The following is a 15,473-nucleotide window of genomic DNA, read 5'->3' as shown; positions in this document are numbered from 1 at the left end:
CCTCGTGGCCACGGCACACCGCGGAGGGCTCGGGGCGAGGGTGATCAGATGCTGGTCGCCCACTCGTAGCGGTGCTCGGGGCGGCCCGTGTCGCCGTACTTGAGGCTCAGCCTGACCCGTCCCGTGCGCTCCAGAAGCTTCAGATAGCGCTGTGCCGTCTGCCGGCTCAGTCGGGTGCGGTCCGCCAGCTCCTGGGCCGAGAGCGGCCCCTCAGCGCCCATCAGTGCCCGCCGCACCAGCTCCGCCGTGGTGGGTGAATGTCCCTTGGGCAGGTCGGGGGCCACGGTCGCGGAGAGAGCCCCGAAGATGCGGTCGACCTCGGCTTGTTCGGCCTCGCCTCCGCCGTCCAGGGTGCGGCGCAGTGTCGCGTACGCGTCGAGTTTGGCGCGCAGGCCGGCGTACGAGAACGGCTTGACGAGGTACTGGAGTGCGCCGTGCCGCATCGCCGCCTGCACCGTGGCGACGTCGCGCGCGGCGGTCACCATGATCACGTCGGTCTGGTGGCCCCGCTCGCGCAGGCTGCGTACGACCGACAGCCCCGTCTCGTCGGGCAGGTAGTGATCCAGCAGGACGAGGTCGACGGGAACGTCCTCGATGAGGCGCAGGGTCTCGGCGGCGTTGTGTGCCTTGGCCGTCACCCGGAAGCCGGGGATTTTCGCCACGTAGGCGGCGTTGACGTCCGCGACGCGGGTGTCGTCGTCCACGACCAGGACGTCGATCATCGCGACTCCCTCAAAACCCTGGTCATCGTGGCTCCTTCATGGCGTCGGTCGTCGTGTCGTCCGCTGCGGCGAGTACGGGATCCGTCAGCGCCTCCGGCAGGACGACGGTGAACTCCGCTCCTCCGTCCGGTGTTTCGGCGACCCGCGCGCTGCCGCCCTGCCGTTCGGCGAGCCTGCGGACCAGGGCGAGGCCGATGCCGCGCTTGCGGTGGGCCGGAGGCTCCTTGGTGGTCCAGCCCTCCGTGAAGATCGTCTCGCGCTGCACGACAGGGACGCCGGGACCGGAATCGCGCACCTGGAGGACCACGGTTCGTCCGTCGGAGCGCAGATCGACCTCCACGCGCGCGTGGCGGGTGCCCGCGGCGGCGTCGAGGGCGTTGTCGACGAGGTTGCCGACGATCGTGACGAGTCCGCTCGGGTCGACGAGCCGGTCGGGCAGTGCGGCGTCGTGCGGCACATGGAGGGCGACGCCCCGTTCGGCGGCGACCGTGGCCTTGCCGACGAGCAGGGCCGCCAAGAGCGGGTCGCGCACCTTCTCGGTGATCTGTTCGGCGGTCACCCGGTGGGCGTCGGCCACCTCGCCGACGAACTCCGCCGCCTCCTCGTACATCTCCAGTTCGAGCAGGCCGAGGAGCGTGTGCATGCGGTTGGCGTGTTCGTGGTCCTGGGCGCGCAAGGCGTCGATGAGACCGCGGGTGGAGTCCAGTTCGCGGCCGAGCTGTTCCAGTTCGGTGCGGTCGCGCAGGGTGGCGACGGCGCCTCCGTCGTCGGTCGGCATGCGGTTGGCGACCAGGACCCGCTGTCCGCGGACGGTCAGCAGGTCGGTGCCGGTGACCCGTCCTGCGAGCACGTCGGTCGTACGTCCCGGGCCGAGGGCCGCGTGCAGCGGCTGCCCGATCACCTCCGCGCCGAGTCCCAGGAGGCGCTGGGCCTCGTCGTTGAGCAGTCGGATCCGGTCGCGGCGGTCCAGAGCGACCACCCCCTCGCGGATGCCGTGCAGCATCGCCTCACGCTCGGCGAGCAGCGCGGAGATGTCGGAGAAGGCCAGGTCACGGGTCTGCCGCTGCACCCTGCGGGAGATCAGATACGCGGCGAGCGCGCCGACGGCAAGCGCTCCGCCCGCGTAGGCGAGCAGCCCGGGGATGGAGTGGATCAGGCGGGCCCGCACGCTGTCGTACTCGATGCCTACAGAGACGGCGCCCACGATGTGCCCCTCCCCGTCCCGCAGCGCCACCTTGCCGCGCGCGGAGCGGCCCAGGGTGCCGTTGTCGATCTCCATGACGTCGCGGCCCGCGAGGGCGTCGCTGGGGTCCGTCGAGACGACCTTGCCGATCTGGCCGCGGTCGGTATGGGACCAGCGCACGCCGTCCTTGTTCATGATCACGACGTACTCGGCGCCGCTGGCCCGCCGTATCCGCTCGGCCGTCGTCTGGACGGGGCCCTCGGGCGTCGGCCGGGAGGCCGCCAGCTCATCGGCGATCTCCGGCTGTGCGGCCGTCGTCTGCGCGATGGCGAGCGCGCGCCGCATCGCCTGGTCGTCGAGCTGGTCGCTCAGCGGTGCGAGGAAGAGCCCGGTGGCGAGCACCGCGACACCCGCGGCGACGGCCAGCTGCATCAGCAGCACCTGCGAGAACACGCGCCGCGGCAGGCCGAGGCGGCGACGTCGCACAGGGGAGGTGGGGCTCATGTGTACGAACGGTACGGCGGCCGGTGGGCTACTTCGAAGTCACTGTGGCGGGGATCTCGTCCGTGGACGTCCGCTCAGTCGGTGATCGCCCGCACCGCCGTCACGTCCATCCGCGCGGGCGACGCCAGGGCCGCCCCGCAGCTCTCCGGACGGGGCGGGACCGATGCGCCCTGGACGATGGTGACCCGCCACCGGCGGCCGTCGGTGTGGGCGACGGTCACCTCCCAGTGCGGGGCTGCATCATCCGTACGGATGACGCTCAGGGCTCCCGCGGTGTCCTCGCCGGTCGCGGAGCGCACCGCCAGCTCGGCGGCCTGTCCGGGACGCTCCCAGGCCGAATTGCCCCGGCAGCCCTCGGTGACGACGCGCCCCGCGCGGGCGGCGTCGATGATCTCTTTGACGCCAGCGGCCCGCACCCGGCCGTACGCGTACCCGTGGGGCAGCACGAGCATCGTGGGGGAGAAGCGGTGGCCACCCAGATGAGTGATTTCCCAGACGTCGGTTTCACCCGAGTCGGCGAGCTCGGCGGCGAGGGGCCTGCCGAGCAGGGCGCAGCACCGGTCGCGCTTGCCGTTGGTGCAGACGAGCGCGAGAGGGGCGCCGGTGTGCACGGTGCCGAAGCCGCCGTGATCACCCGCACCGAGCGCCGCGAAGTCGAGGTCGAGCAGCCGGCGCGGATCGCCGGTCACCGCGCCGCGCAGCCAGGTGCGGCCGGGGACGGTGTGGGCCACGTACACCTGCCGGCGGGCGGGTGCGTGAGCGTCCGCGTGGCGCCCGGGGCGGCGGATCAGGGCGACGCGTACGCCGGTTCCCTCGGCGGCCTTCTCCAGGGCGCGGCCGACCTCCGGGTCGAGGTGGCTCGACCGCAACGCCTTGGCGCCCCAGGGGCCCGGCTGTTCCAGCAGGAGCCATGTCCTGGCGGTCGCCGCGGTGCCCACGAGAGGCTCGTCCAGGTCCCGCGATGCGGTGGCGCACGTACTCACACAGGTGAGCCTAACTCGCGCCCCGCATCAGCTCTTTCACCCCTAGGCCGGCAGCGGCTGGGGCGGGCGCAGGCCGACGTACTGGCCGCTGGGGCGCATGCGCAGCGGACGCTCCCCGTACTCCTCCAGGGCATGGGCGATCCACCCCGCCGTGCGCGCCACCGCGAAGATCGTCTCGCCTGCCTCCGCCGGCATCCCTGAGGAGACCGTGAGGACGGCGAGCGCGAGGTCGACGTTGGCGTGCAGGTCGGTGTGGCGGGCGGTGGTGGCCACCACGTCGCGGGCCGCGGCCAGGGCGGGGCCGGCCTTCGGCATCACCTCCAGGAGGGCGAACAGCGCCTGCGCGCGCGGGTCCTCGCCGGGGTAGAGGCGGTGGCCGAGCCCGGGGACGCGGCGGCCCGCGCGGAGCTCGTCGGCCACCACGGGGCCGGCGCTGCCCCGGTCGAGCACGTCGATCAGCATGCGGTGGGCGAGAGCGCTCGCCGCGCCGTGCAGCGGGCCCTCCAGGACGCCGAGTCCGGCCGAGACCGCGGCGTAGGGGTGGGCGCGGGCCGAGGCGGCGACCCGGACGGCGAGCGTCGACGCGGCGAGGTCGTGGTCGACCAGCAGCGCGAGGGCCGTGTCCAGGGCGTGCAGCGCGGCGTCGTCGGGCTTGCGGCCGGTCAGCCGGGCCCACAGGCGCCGGGCCAGGGGGCCATCGTCCCGGCGGCCGGGCAGGACTGGGGGGAGGGCGGCCACGAGGGTGGGGATCAGGGTGCGACCGGTGCCGATGACGGCCTCTTCGGAGAGGTCGAAGCGGAGCGGGTCGGCGGTGGCGGCGGAGATCGCCGCGACGCGCAGCCGGTCGGTGGGGCCGCTGTGCTCGGGCAGCGCGTCGACCGCGCGGCGGGCCGCGGCGGTGGTCTCCTCGGGAGCGGTGAAGCCGATGCCGGGACGCAGGGTGCCCGTCCAGAGCCACTCGGCGACTTCTTCGTAGGAGTGGTTGAGGGCGAGCTCCGTCGCGTCGACGCCGCGGAAGTAGTAGCGGTCCTTGTCGATGAGGGTGATGCGGGTGCGTACGGAGAGTTCGTTGCCGGTGGTGGGCGCGGCCGGTTCGCGCCTGTTCCTGCGGGCCAGCGCCTCCACCTCCTTGGCGTCGAACGTGCTGCCCCGCGCCCCGGGGCCGCGGCGGCTGCTGAGCTGACCGCGGCTCACGTACGCGTACACGGTTTCGGGCTTCACGCCGAGCAGTTCGGCGGCTTCCTTGGTGCTGAGCCGTCGGTCTCCGTGCGTGGCTCCTTGATCCGTCATGGGCGTCACCGTATCCGCATCCCGACATGTGCATCTTCATATTGATCGAATCAATATTGACAGGACTTCAGTCAAGCATGGACAGTCGAATCAAGTCCAGGGAGGAAGTCGAGGAAGAACATGCCGATCAATGGCTCAACCACCGGCACCAGCGGCCCCACCAGCACCGGCACCAGCGGCCCCACCAGCACCACCGGCCCCACCGAGCCCGCAGAGGTCCCACGAGGGCTCGCCGGCGTCGTCGTCACCGAGACCGAAGTCGGAGACGTCCGGGGACGCGAAGGCTTCTACCACTACCGCCAGTACTCGGCGGTCGAGCTCGCGCAGAACCGCAGCTTCGAGGACGTATGGCATCTGATGTTCCACGGCGAGCTGCCGGACACCGACCGGAGCGCCGCCTTTGCCGTACGGACGGCGTCGCTGCGTCATCTGCCCGACGAGGTGCGGGAGGCGCTGCCCGCCATCGCGCGCGCCAGTGTGCTGTCGGGGCCGCTCTCCGGGCTGCGCACCGCGCTCTCGCTCTTCGGGGCGTCGAAGGGCTTCCGGCCGGTGTACGACATCGACGACGAGCGGCGCCGCGCGGACGCCCTCGCCGCGTCCGCCGTGGTGCCGACGTTGCTCACCGCGTTGTACCGGCTCGGTCAGGGCCTCGACCCCGTCGAGCCACGCGACGACCTGTCGTACGCCGCCAACTACCTCTACATGCTCACCGGTTCGGAACCGGATGCCGCGCGGGTCCGGGCGATCGAGCACTACCTGATCTCAACCATTGACCACGGGTTCAACGCGTCAACGTTCACCGCGCGGGTCATCACGTCGACCGGTGCGGACGTGGCGGCCTGTCTGGTGGGTGCGGTCGGGGCGCTGTCGGGGCCGCTGCATGGTGGTGCGCCGAGCCGCGCGCTCGACACCCTTGACGCGATTGGCACGCCCGACCGCATCGACGGCTGGATCCGCGAACGGGTCCTCGCCGGGGACCGCATCATGGGCTTCGGGCACCCCGTCTACCGCACGGAGGACCCGCGTTCGCGCATGCTGCGAGGCATCGCCCTGGAGTTCGGCGGGGGCCTGGTGGAGTTCGCGGTCGAGGTCGAACGGCACGTCGAGGCGATCCTGGCGGAGCTGAAACCGGGCCGTGAGCTGCACACGAACGTGGAGTTCTACGCCGGCGTCGTCATGGAGCTGTGCGGGCTGCCCCGCGAGATGTTCACGCCGACGTTCGCGTCCGCGCGGGTGGTGGGCTGGAGCGCGAACATCCTGGAACAGGCCAGGGACTCGAAGATCATCCGCCCGGCGGCGCGGTATGTGGGGGAGGCCCCGCCGGTTCCGGTGCCGCCGCTCGTGCGGCGGGGCGATGCGGTGGCCTAGGCCGGCGCGAGAACACTGATCCTCTGGTGCGTCTCCCGAATAGTCTCGGCCCTGACATCAGTACAAGCCGCGCCCTACGGACGGGGATCTCGTGCCCGCTTACGTCATCGTCAACGTCGATGTGCTCGACGAGGAGGCCGGCTTGGCCTACGCCCCCGTGGCGCGGGAGTCCATCCTCAGCCACGGCGGCCGTTACCTGGCCGCGGGCCCGACCCCCGAGCCCGTCGAAGGCACCTGGGACTCCTCTCGGTTCATGGTCATCGAGTTTCCCCACATGGACCGAATCCGGGAGTGGTACGACTCCCCGGAGTACCGGCGCGCCCGGGCGATACGTGAGGGCAAGGTTCGTGTGGGGATGCTGTTCGTCGAGGGCGCGTTGCCCGAGGGCTTCTCGCTCCCGGCCTAGATCCCTTGCGGTGGCTCCTGGACGGTGTCGCGGAGCCGGATGACGATCGCCGCAACGGCCAGGGTGACGTTGCCGCGTGCTGGTGGGCCCGGCAGGACGTGGAGTCGACGTTCACCACCCATTCCCGCCCCCTGGACCGGCGTCGTCTCAAGCGGCCGGAGGGGGCGTGCGACGGCGTTCCTCCTCCAGGGCCGCCTCGAACACGCGGAACACCCGCCCTTCGGCGCTTTCCGGCGGGAGGTCGCTCTTCACGGCCCGCGCGGCGTCCCAGTAGCGGCGGAACGCGGCTCCGGCCAGCATGCTCCGTGCGTGCACGAGCAGCTCGGCGTCCGAGTAGCCGCCCCAGGTGTGCATGAGCACGAAGTGTTGGAACGTCAGGTTGGAGAAGAGGTTCTGGCGTTTGGTGACCTCGGCCTCCCCGCGGTAGTCGTTCCATACGTCGGCCAGGGCGGGGTCCTCCATGGCCATCTGGGTCAGCTGGATGTGCAGCGTGCGCAGGTCCGCCTCCGCTGCCCGGTGCAGAGCCGTGCGTGAGGCGGCCAGTTCGGCGCGCTGGAGCGACAGCTCCTGGCGCTGAAGACGCAACTCCCGCTGCTGAATCAGCAGAGTGACGATCAGAAGGAGCAGCGCCAGTCCGGAGAAGGCGGCACTCACCCCGCCGAAGTAGTCACGGAGCGCGCTGCGCTCCTGTGCCGTGCGACGGCTGTCGTTGGCCGCTTCCACCCCGCGTATGAGCCAGCCGCTGATGACGACAGAGGCTGCTCCGGTCGCGGCGATCCCCGCGGTGATCGCCGCCGCCCACGCGGCGACGGACAGTGCTGAACGTGCTGCATCACGACGCGACATGGCACCCCCGGCAACCGCGGCTTGCGGCTCATGAGTCCGTATCCGGACCGGGGAGGCTAGCGCGGTCGGACCGCGGTGTCGCTGTTGCCGCAAGGCATTGGCCGAGGAGAGACGCGGCATTCCGAGCCGAGCCGAACCGAGCCGAGGCGGGTGCCGGCACCGGCACCGGCACGTGTGCGGGCCCGGCTCGGCCGGCGCTGGGAAGACCGGGAGACCGAGAGACCGGGAGGCCGGGGCCGGCGGCCGCCTCAGTTCTCCGGGATGTCCGCCCGCGCGCGGATCAGGGTCTCGCGGGTGATGACGACAATGCGTTCGTAGTCTGCTCGTGCGGCATCGGCGGGCAGTTCGCTGTCCAGGGTGTCGGTCCTGTCGGTCCCGATCACTGCGAAGTTGCCGTCGGTGAGTTCGAAGATGTCGGGGCAGGTCTGCCCCGTCTGGCTGCCCCGCTCGCGCGGAGACACACCGATGCGGCGCACGATCTTCAATGCGATCCCGGTCCTTGGGGTCAGTAGAGGCGAAAACGGGGCCAGCGTACCGGGCGATGTCGGTGAGGTTGGCTTGAACTAATCCAACTGGCCCTACTCGGTGGGAGGTTCGCCGACCACCCACCACTCGTCCGTCTCGGCGCTGTCCAGCTCCTGGACCAGTCGGTCCATCACCCGCCCCACCTTGGCCTCATCGGACGAGCGGTCCAGGCTCGCGCGATGGTGCCGGGTCGCGTCCCAGTACTGCCGGAAGATTTGGTTTTGGCACATCACCCGAAGGTGTCCATGGAGCTCCTGCAGGGTCATGGCGCCGATGCGGTGGGCGTGCAACGCGTTGATGTAGAGCGCGTTGGCGAAGAGGAACTGCCGCTGCCGCTCGGGCGGTACGTCCTCTTCGTAGGTGTTCAGGACCGCCGCGAGCGAGGCGTCCCCCATCGCCTTGCACAGGAGGTCGAAGTGGAGCCGATGCTGTTCGGTGAGCGCGGCGTTCCGGCGCTGGACGGCCAGGGCCGCACGTTCGCGCTCGGCCTCCCGGCGCTCGCGTTCCGTGGTGCCCGTGGTGAGTGGCGTGTCCGTGGTGCCTGCGATGCCCGCGGTCCCTGCGGTGTCCGTGGTACCCGTGGTGTGAGCCGAGTGACGCCGGTCGATGGACCGGAGCAGCAGATACGTTCCTGTCGCGAATGAGAGCCCCGCCATGGCGGCCGGACCCACCCCCCGTATCGACATTTTCTGTGTGGTCATGTCAACCCCCGAATCGGCGACCGTCCGCCGGTCGTCGGATGTGGGTCGACAGGGAGCGGACCGGCGAGCGGTGGGCGGTGCGCTTGCCGTCTCCCAGGGTGCCGAGCGGCTCTGATCGGCGGGGAGGCGGAGAGGAGGCGCACGGAAGGAAGCAGAGGTCGCACTTACCGGCGCCGTGCCTAACGTGTGCCCCGCGAGCGCCGCTAACAATCGTTCACTTCGCGGCCCGACCACGCCCACCTATCCTGGAGCGGTCTTCATTCGTCGTACGGATCCCACCGAGGTCCGTACCAGCGTCGGCACGAGAGGTCCGCGTGAACAAGCAGCAGATCCCGGTCGTCGTCCTCACCGGGTTTCTGGGCTCCGGCAAGACGACCTTGCTCAACCATCTGCTGCACCGCAGCGGCGGCACCCGTATCGGTGCGATCGTCAACGACTTCGGGTCGATCGAGATCGACGCGATGTCCGTCGCGGGACAGCTCGGCGACTCGACCGTCTCGCTCGGCAACGGATGCCTGTGCTGCGCCGTGGACGCGAGCGAGCTCGACACATACCTGGAGCGGCTTGCCGCGCCCTCCGCCCGTATCGACGTCATCGTCATCGAGGCCAGCGGGCTCGCCGAGCCGCAGGAACTCGTGAAGATGGTGCTCGCCAGCGAGAACCCGCACATCGTGTACGGGGGACTCGTCGAGGTCGTCGACGCCGCCGAGTTCGACGCCACCAGGGAGCGCCATCCCGAGGTCGACCGGCACCTGGGCATCGCCGACCTCGTCGTCGTCAACAAGGCCGACCGGGTGGCCGAGCAGGAGCGTGAGCGCATCCTCGACGTGGTGCGCGGGCTCGCGGGGCGCGCGGCCGTCGTCGCCGCCTCCTACGGACGCGTCGACGTGGAACTGTTCTTCGACCGGGCGCCGGTGGGGGAGCGGATCGGGCAGCTCTCCTTCGACGACCTGCACGACAGTGCCGGCACCGGTGCCGGGCACCACAACGACGGGCACCACAACGACGGGCACCACAACCACCTGCACTCCGCCTACGAAAGCCTCTCCTTCACCTCTGACGTGCCGCTCGGGCCGCGCCCTCTGATGGCCCTGCTCGACAGCAGGCCCGAAGGGCTGTACCGCATCAAGGGGTACGTCGACTTCGGCCCGGCCGACCCGAGGAACCGGTACGAGGTACATGCCGTGGGGCGGTTCCTGCGCTTCTACCCGCAGCCGTGGGCCCCGGGAGAGGCGCGGCTGACCCAGCTCGTGCTCATCGGGTCGGGCATCGACGTGTCGGCGCTGGAGAAGGAGCTTGGGGCCTGTCGCGACGACGCCCCACACGCCGACGAGCACGGCATGTGGGGCGTCCTGCGGTACGTCCAGGAGGCGCGGGACGAGGAGCCCCGCGAGCCGGACGAGGAGCCTCGCGAGCCGGACGAGGACGCCGGCTCCGAAGACTGACCCCGACTACACCGGCCCCGCCACCGCCGCCACCGGCTTGCCGAGTGATACGCCCGAGCCGTCGCGGCGCGGGTCGATCTCCGGCAGCTCCGCCGGGGAGCCGTTGCGCTGGGCCGCGTGTGGTGGCGTCGGGCCCGCCCAGGCGAAGCTCAGGCAGTCCTCGCCCTTCAGGAAGCGCTGTACGCGTACACCGCCCGTCGCGCGCCCCTTGCGGGGGTACTGGTCGAACGGGGTGACCTTGGCCGTCGTCTGCACGGAGTCGTCCAGCGTGCCGCGCGAGCCCGCGACCGTGAAGACGACCGCGTCGACCGCCGGGTCCACCGCCGAGAAGGAGATGACCTTCGCGCCGTCGGAGAGCTTGATGCCCGTCATGCCGCCCGCGGGACGGCCCTGGGGGCGCACCTGCGAGGCCTGATAGCGCAGCAGCTGGGCGTCGTCCGTGACGAAGACCAGGTCCTCCTCGCCGGTGCGCAGCTCGGCCGCGCCGACGATCCGGTCACCGTCCCTGAGGGTGATGACCTCCAACTCCTCCTTGTGGGAGGGGTAGTCGGGCACCACGCGCTTGACGACGCCCAGCGCCGTGCCGAGCGCCAGGCCCGGCGAGGACTCGTCGAGCGTCATCAGGCAGATCAGCTTCTCGTCCTTCTCCAGGCTGAGCAGCTCCGAGACGGGCGCTCCTCCGGAGAGGTTGGGTGCCGACGCCGTCTCCGGGAGCTGGGGAAGGTCCACTACGGAGAGGCGCAACAGCCGCCCCTCGGAGGTGACCGCGCCCACCTCGCCGCGCGCCGTCGCCGGCACCGCCGAGACGATCACGTCGTGCTTGACCCGCTTGCTGTCGCCGTCGGCGAAGGGCTCGCCGTTGGCCGTACGCGCGAGGAGGCCCGTCGACGACAGGAGCACCCGGCACGGGTCGTCCGCGACCTGCAGCGAGACCGTGGCGGCCGGGGAGCCCGAGGACTCCAGGAGCACCGTGCGCCGGTCGGTGCCGAACTTCTTGGCGACCGCGGCCAGTTCCGACGAGACCAGCTTGCGCAGCTCCGCGTCCGACTCCAGGATGCCGGTCAGCTCGTCGATCTCGCCGTTGAGCTTGTCGCGCTCGGACTCCAGCTCGATGCGGTCGAACTTGGTGAGGCGGCGCAGCGGGGTGTCCAGGATGTACTGCGTCTGGATGTCGCTCAGCGAGAAGCGCTCCATCAGGCGCTCCTTGGCCTGCGCGGAGTTGTCGCTGGAGCGGATGAGGCGGATGACCTCGTCGATGTCCAGGAGCGCGACGAGGAGGCCCTCGACCAGGTGCAGGCGGTCGCGCTTCTTGCCGCGGCGGAACTCGCTGCGGCGGCGCACCACGGTGAACCGGTGGTCGAGATAGACCTCGAGGAGCTCCTTGAGGCCGAGCGTGAGGGGCTGGCCGTCGACCAGCGCCACGTTGTTGATGCCGAAGGACTCCTCCATCGGCGTGAGCTTGTAGAGCTGCTCCAGGACGGCCTCGGGGACGAAGCCGTTCTTGATCTCGATGACCAGGCGCAGGCCGTGGGCGCGGTCGGTGAGGTCCTTGACGTCGGCGATGCCCTGCAGCTTCTTCGAGCCGACCAGGTCCTTGATCTTGGAGATGACCTTCTCGGGGCCCACGGAGAAGGGCAGTTCGGTGACGACCAGGCCCTTGCGGCGCGCTGTCACGTTCTCCACGGAGACCGTCGCGCGGGTCTTGAAGGTGCCGCGACCCGATTCGTACGCGTCCTTGATGCCGTTCAGGCCGACGATGCGGCCGCCGGTGGGCAGGTCCGGGCCCGGCACGTACTTCATCAGCGTCTCGAGGTCGGCCCCCGGGTGCTTGATGAGGTGGCGGGCGGCGGCGATGACCTCGCCTAGGTTGTGCGGCGGCATGTTCGTCGCCATGCCGACGGCGATGCCCGACGCGCCGTTGACCAGGAGGTTCGGGTAGGCCGCCGGGAGGGCGGAGGGCTCCATCTCCTGGCCGTCGTAGTTCGGCTCGAAGTCGACGGTGTTCTCGTCGATCGACTCCGTCATCAAAGAGGTGGCGTCGGCCATCTTGCACTCGGTGTACCGCATGGCGGCCGGCGGGTCGTCATTGCCGAGCGAGCCGAAGTTGCCGTGGCCGTCCACCAGGGGCAGGCGCATCGAGAAGGGCTGGGCCATGCGCACCAGGGCGTCGTAGATCGACGCGTCGCCGTGCGGGTGCAACTTACCCATGACCTCGCCGACGACACGGGCGCACTTCACGTAGCCGCGGTCGGGGCGCAGGCCCATCTCGTTCATCTGGTAGACGATGCGGCGGTGCACCGGCTTCATGCCGTCCCGGGCGTCCGGAAGGGCTCGGGAGTAGATGACCGAATACGCGTACTCGAGGAAGGAGCCCTGCATCTCGTCGACGACGTCGATGTCGAGGATCTTCTCCTCGTACGAGTCGTCGGGCGGCGGGGTCTTCGTGCTGCGGCGGGCCATCGCTGCTGCGGCTCCTTCACCAACAAGTGCGGGTTCTGACGCCGACCATTGTGGACTGTCCCACTGACAACGCAGACCACGACCCGTGCACCGGAGCCGTCACACGCGACTACGCCGTGGGCGGAGCGGGAACTTCGTCAGGTGCTGACACGCTTGCATACAGTGGCAGGACTGGCAGCAATGGTTCTGATCCAGCGATGATCCAGCGATCGAAGGGACGTACATGCCCATGGGTCACACGGCCACGGCCGAGGCCGGCTCCGGCGGCCTGACAGCGACCGAGCACCGGCTGGCCAACGGCCTGCGCGTGGTGCTCTCCGAGGACCACCTGACCCCGGTCGCCGCGGTCTGCCTCTGGTACGACGTCGGCTCACGCCACGAGGTCAAGGGGCTTACCGGCCTCGCCCACCTCTTCGAGCACCTCATGTTCCAGGGCTCGAAGCAGGTGCACGGCAACGGCCACTTCGAGCTGGTCCAAGGAGCGGGCGGCTCGCTCAACGGCACGACGAGCTTCGAGCGCACCAACTATTTCGAGACCATGCCCGCGCACCAGTTGGAGCTGGCCCTGTGGCTGGAGGCCGACCGGATGGGCTCGCTGCTCACCGCGCTCGACGAACAGTCCATGGAGAACCAGCGCGACGTCGTCAAGAACGAGCGCCGCCAGCGCTACGACAACGTCCCGTACGGCACCGCCTTCGAACGGCTGACGGCCATGTCGTACCCCGAGGGCCACCCGTACCACCACACGCCGATCGGCTCCATGGCCGACCTGGACGCGGCCACCCTGGAGGACGCCCGTGCGTTCTTCCGTACGTTCTACGCGCCGAACAACGCCGTCCTGTCGGTCGTCGGCGACATCGACCCGGAGCAGACGCTCGCCTGGGTCGAGAAGTACTTCGGGTCGATCCCGGGCCACGACGGCAAGCAGCCGCCGCGCGACGGCTCTCTGCCGGAGCGCATCGGCGAGGAGCTGCGCGAGGTCGTCGAGGAGGAGGTGCCGGCCCGTGCCCTGATGGCCGCCTACCGCCTCCCGGAGGACGGCACGCGCGCGTGCGACGCGGCCGACATCGCCCTCACCGTCCTCGGCAGCGGCGAGTCCTCCCGGCTCTACAACCGCCTGGTGCGCCGTGACCGTACGGCGGTCGCCGCCGGGTTCGGCCTGCTGCGGCTCGCAGGCGCGCCGTCGCTCGGCTGGCTGGACGTGAAGACGTCCGGCGACGTCGAGGTGCCCGTCATCGAGGCCGCCGTCGACGAGGAGCTCGCCCGCTTCGCCGCGGAGGGCCCCACCGCGGAGGAGATGGAGCGCGCCCAGGCACAGTTGGAGCGCGAGTGGCTCGACCGGCTCGGCACGGTCGCGGGCCGCGCCGACGAACTCTGCCGGTACGCGGTCCTGTTCGGCGACCCGCAGCTCGCCCTCACCGCCGTGCAGCGCGTCCTCGACGTCACCGCGGAGGAGGTCCAGGAGGTCGCCAAGGCCCGCCTGCGCCCGGACAACCGCGCGGTGCTCGTGTACGAGCCGACGGCCCCGGCCGACGCCGACGCGGACGACGAGGAAGAAGAGGAGGCGGCGAAGTGACCGAGGCCGCGACCATGCAGTTCCACCCCCAGCCCCAGGCGGGCACGGCCAAGCCCTGGGCCTTCCCCGCCCCCCAGCGCGGCACCCTGCCCAACGGCCTCACCGTCCTGCGCTGTCACCGCCCCGGCCAGCAGGTCGTCGCCGTCGAGATCCACCTCGAAGCGCCCCTGGACGCCGAGCCCGAGGGCCTCGACGGCGTCGCCACGATCATGGCGAGGGCCTTCAACGAGGGCACCGACAAGCACTCCGCCGAGGAGTTCGCCGCCGAGCTCGACCGCTGCGGCGCGACCCTCGACGCGCACGCCGACCACCCGGGGGTCCGCGTCTCCCTGGAGGTTCCGGTCTCCCGGCTCCCCAAGGCGCTCGGCCTGCTCGCCGACGCGCTGCGGGCCCCGGCCTTCGCCGACAGCGAGATCGAACGGCTCGTACGCAACCGCCTGGACGAGATCCCGCACGAGGCCGCCAACCCCGCGCGGCGCGCCGCCAAGGAACTCTCCCGGCAGCTCTTCCCGCCGACCGCGCGCATGTCGCGGCCGCGCCAGGGCACCGAGGAGACGGTCACCGCCATCGACTCGGCGGCGGTGCGGGCCTTCTACGAGAAGCACGTCCGGCCCGCCACGGCCACCCTCGTGGTGGTCGGCGACCTGACCGGCACCGACCTCGACGCCGTCCTCGCGGACACCGTCGGCGCCTGGACCGGCTCCGCGGGCGAGCCGCGCCCGGTGCCGCCGGTGACCGCCGACGACCGCGGCCGCGTCGTCATCGTGGACCGCCCCGGAGCGGTCCAGACGCAGCTGCTGATCGGCCGCATCGGCCCCGACCGGCACGACCGCGTCTGGCCCGCCCAGGTGCTCGGCACGTACTGCCTGGGCGGCACCCTCACCTCGCGCCTGGACCGCGTCCTGCGCGAGGAGAAGGGATACACCTACGGCGTCAGGGCGTTCGGCCAGGTGCTGCGTTCGGCGCCGGACGGCACGGGCGCCGCGATGCTCGCCATCAGCGGCTCCGTGGACACCCCGAACACCGGCCCGGCGCTCGACGACCTCTGGAAGGTGCTGCGCACCCTCGCGGCCGACGGGCTCACCGACGCCGAGCGTGACGTCGCCGTGCAGAACCTGGTGGGCGTCGCCCCGCTCAAGTACGAGATGGCGGCCTCCGTCGCGGCCACCCTCGCCGACCAGGTCGAGCAGAACCTGCCGGACGACTTCCAGGCGCAGCTGTACCGGCAGCTGGCGGCCACCGGCACCGTGGAGGCCACCGCTGCCGTCGTGAACGCCTTCCCGGAGGACCGTCTGGTGACGGTCCTCGTCGGGGACGCCGCGCAGATCGAGGAGCCCGTCAGGGCCCTCGGGATCGGTGACGTGAGTGTGGTCACCGGCTGAGTGACCGTCAGGCCGGACATATGAGGACCCTGGTGACCGCTTCGGGCGCCAGGGTCCTCATATGTCCGAATTCATATGGAGG

At 71.0% G+C, this 15,473-nt stretch carries 13 protein-coding genes; 5 read left to right on the top strand and 8 right to left on the bottom strand.

Annotated elements, in window-relative coordinates:
• Window positions 1–44: 44 nt before the first annotated feature.
• The 4 genes from ACFYO9_RS21035 to ACFYO9_RS21020 all read right to left on the bottom strand — a co-directional run bounded on the left by ACFYO9_RS21035 (window position 45) and on the right by ACFYO9_RS21020 (window position 4,682).
• Window positions 45–722, bottom strand: a complete 678-nt coding sequence (locus tag ACFYO9_RS21035) for a response regulator (protein ID WP_358777131.1) — start codon at window positions 720–722, stop codon at window positions 45–47.
• A gap of 22 nt (window positions 723–744) precedes the next feature.
• The gene (locus ACFYO9_RS21030; RefSeq protein WP_358777132.1) at window positions 745–2,409 is read right to left on the bottom strand and encodes a sensor histidine kinase; all 1,665 of its coding nucleotides are present in this window, start codon (window positions 2,407–2,409) and stop codon (window positions 745–747) included.
• Window positions 2,410–2,483: 74 nt separating this feature from the next.
• Window positions 2,484–3,392 carry a sucrase ferredoxin gene (locus ACFYO9_RS21025; protein WP_358777133.1) on the bottom strand — a complete coding sequence of 303 codons (909 nt, stop codon included), beginning with the start codon at window positions 3,390–3,392 and terminating at the stop codon, window positions 2,484–2,486.
• Window positions 3,393–3,434: 42 nt separating this feature from the next.
• Complete coding sequence (locus ACFYO9_RS21020; RefSeq protein ID WP_355804435.1) at window positions 3,435–4,682, bottom strand: citrate synthase family protein; 1,248 nt, start codon at window positions 4,680–4,682, stop codon at window positions 3,435–3,437.
• Window positions 4,683–4,802: 120 nt separating this feature from the next.
• Between ACFYO9_RS21020 and ACFYO9_RS21015 the strand changes: the two genes are divergently transcribed.
• Window positions 4,803–6,050, top strand: coding sequence for a citrate synthase/methylcitrate synthase (locus tag ACFYO9_RS21015; RefSeq protein ID WP_358777134.1), 1,248 nt, complete (start codon window positions 4,803–4,805; stop codon window positions 6,048–6,050).
• A 91-nt stretch (window positions 6,051–6,141) separates the two neighbouring features.
• Window positions 6,142–6,456 carry a DUF1330 domain-containing protein gene (locus ACFYO9_RS21010; protein ID WP_355804439.1) on the top strand — a complete coding sequence of 105 codons (315 nt, stop codon included), beginning with the start codon at window positions 6,142–6,144 and terminating at the stop codon, window positions 6,454–6,456.
• 147 nt (window positions 6,457–6,603) lie between these two features.
• On the opposite strand, the gene ACFYO9_RS21005 is transcribed toward ACFYO9_RS21010, so the two are convergent.
• From ACFYO9_RS21005 to ACFYO9_RS20995, 3 genes are all read right to left on the bottom strand, one after another.
• Window positions 6,604–7,302: a DUF6082 family protein gene (locus ACFYO9_RS21005; protein ID WP_358777135.1), complete on the bottom strand. Its 699-nt coding sequence runs from the start codon at window positions 7,300–7,302 to the stop codon at window positions 6,604–6,606.
• 248 nt (window positions 7,303–7,550) lie between these two features.
• Entirely contained in the window at window positions 7,551–7,787 is a 237-nt protein-coding gene (locus tag ACFYO9_RS21000) for a hypothetical protein (RefSeq protein WP_355804443.1), read from the bottom strand.
• A 93-nt stretch (window positions 7,788–7,880) separates the two neighbouring features.
• Window positions 7,881–8,528 (bottom strand): DUF6082 family protein, encoded by a 648-nt coding sequence (locus tag ACFYO9_RS20995; protein WP_358777136.1) that lies wholly within the window; start codon window positions 8,526–8,528, stop codon window positions 7,881–7,883.
• 314 nt (window positions 8,529–8,842) lie between these two features.
• Between ACFYO9_RS20995 and ACFYO9_RS20990 the strand changes: the two genes are divergently transcribed.
• Entirely contained in the window at window positions 8,843–9,973 is a 1,131-nt protein-coding gene (locus ACFYO9_RS20990) for a CobW family GTP-binding protein (RefSeq protein ID WP_358777137.1), read from the top strand.
• 6 nt (window positions 9,974–9,979) lie between these two features.
• On the opposite strand, the gene ACFYO9_RS20985 is transcribed toward ACFYO9_RS20990, so the two are convergent.
• Entirely contained in the window at window positions 9,980–12,433 is a 2,454-nt protein-coding gene (locus ACFYO9_RS20985; RefSeq protein WP_355804449.1) for a DNA topoisomerase IV subunit A, read from the bottom strand.
• Between the two features lie 223 nt (window positions 12,434–12,656).
• On the opposite strand from ACFYO9_RS20985, the gene ACFYO9_RS20980 reads away from it, so the two are divergent.
• Both ACFYO9_RS20980 and ACFYO9_RS20975 read left to right on the top strand, forming a co-directional pair.
• Window positions 12,657–14,009 (top strand): pitrilysin family protein, encoded by a 1,353-nt coding sequence (locus ACFYO9_RS20980; RefSeq protein WP_355804453.1) that lies wholly within the window; start codon window positions 12,657–12,659, stop codon window positions 14,007–14,009.
• Window positions 14,006–15,391: a pitrilysin family protein gene (locus ACFYO9_RS20975; RefSeq protein WP_355804455.1), complete on the top strand. Its 1,386-nt coding sequence runs from the start codon at window positions 14,006–14,008 to the stop codon at window positions 15,389–15,391. Before ACFYO9_RS20980 ends, ACFYO9_RS20975 begins: the two co-directional genes overlap by 4 nt.
• Window positions 15,392–15,473: the final 82 nt, after the last annotated feature.

Source organism: Streptomyces sp. NPDC005863 (assembly GCF_042871345.1).
In the GTDB taxonomy this organism is placed as follows: Bacteria; Actinomycetota; Actinomycetes; order Streptomycetales; family Streptomycetaceae; genus Streptomyces.
Note: the sequence above shows the minus strand (reverse complement) of the source record. Positions and strands in the feature narration are given on the sequence as shown.

Coding starts and splice junctions, on each gene's coding strand:
- ACFYO9_RS21035 (WP_358777131.1), bottom strand. CDS start 722: ATGATCGACGTCCTGGTCGTGGACGACGACACCCGCGTCGCGGACGTC.
- ACFYO9_RS21030 (WP_358777132.1), bottom strand. CDS start 2,409: ATGAGCCCCACCTCCCCTGTGCGACGTCGCCGCCTCGGCCTGCCGCGG.
- ACFYO9_RS21020 (WP_355804435.1), bottom strand. CDS start 4,682: ATGACGGATCAAGGAGCCACGCACGGAGACCGACGGCTCAGCACCAAG.
- ACFYO9_RS21015 (WP_358777134.1), top strand. CDS start 4,803: ATGCCGATCAATGGCTCAACCACCGGCACCAGCGGCCCCACCAGCACC.
- ACFYO9_RS21005 (WP_358777135.1), bottom strand. CDS start 7,302: ATGTCGCGTCGTGATGCAGCACGTTCAGCACTGTCCGTCGCCGCGTGG.
- ACFYO9_RS20995 (WP_358777136.1), bottom strand. CDS start 8,528: ATGACCACACAGAAAATGTCGATACGGGGGGTGGGTCCGGCCGCCATG.
- ACFYO9_RS20985 (WP_355804449.1), bottom strand. CDS start 12,433: ATGGCCCGCCGCAGCACGAAGACCCCGCCGCCCGACGACTCGTACGAG.
- ACFYO9_RS20980 (WP_355804453.1), top strand. CDS start 12,657: ATGCCCATGGGTCACACGGCCACGGCCGAGGCCGGCTCCGGCGGCCTG.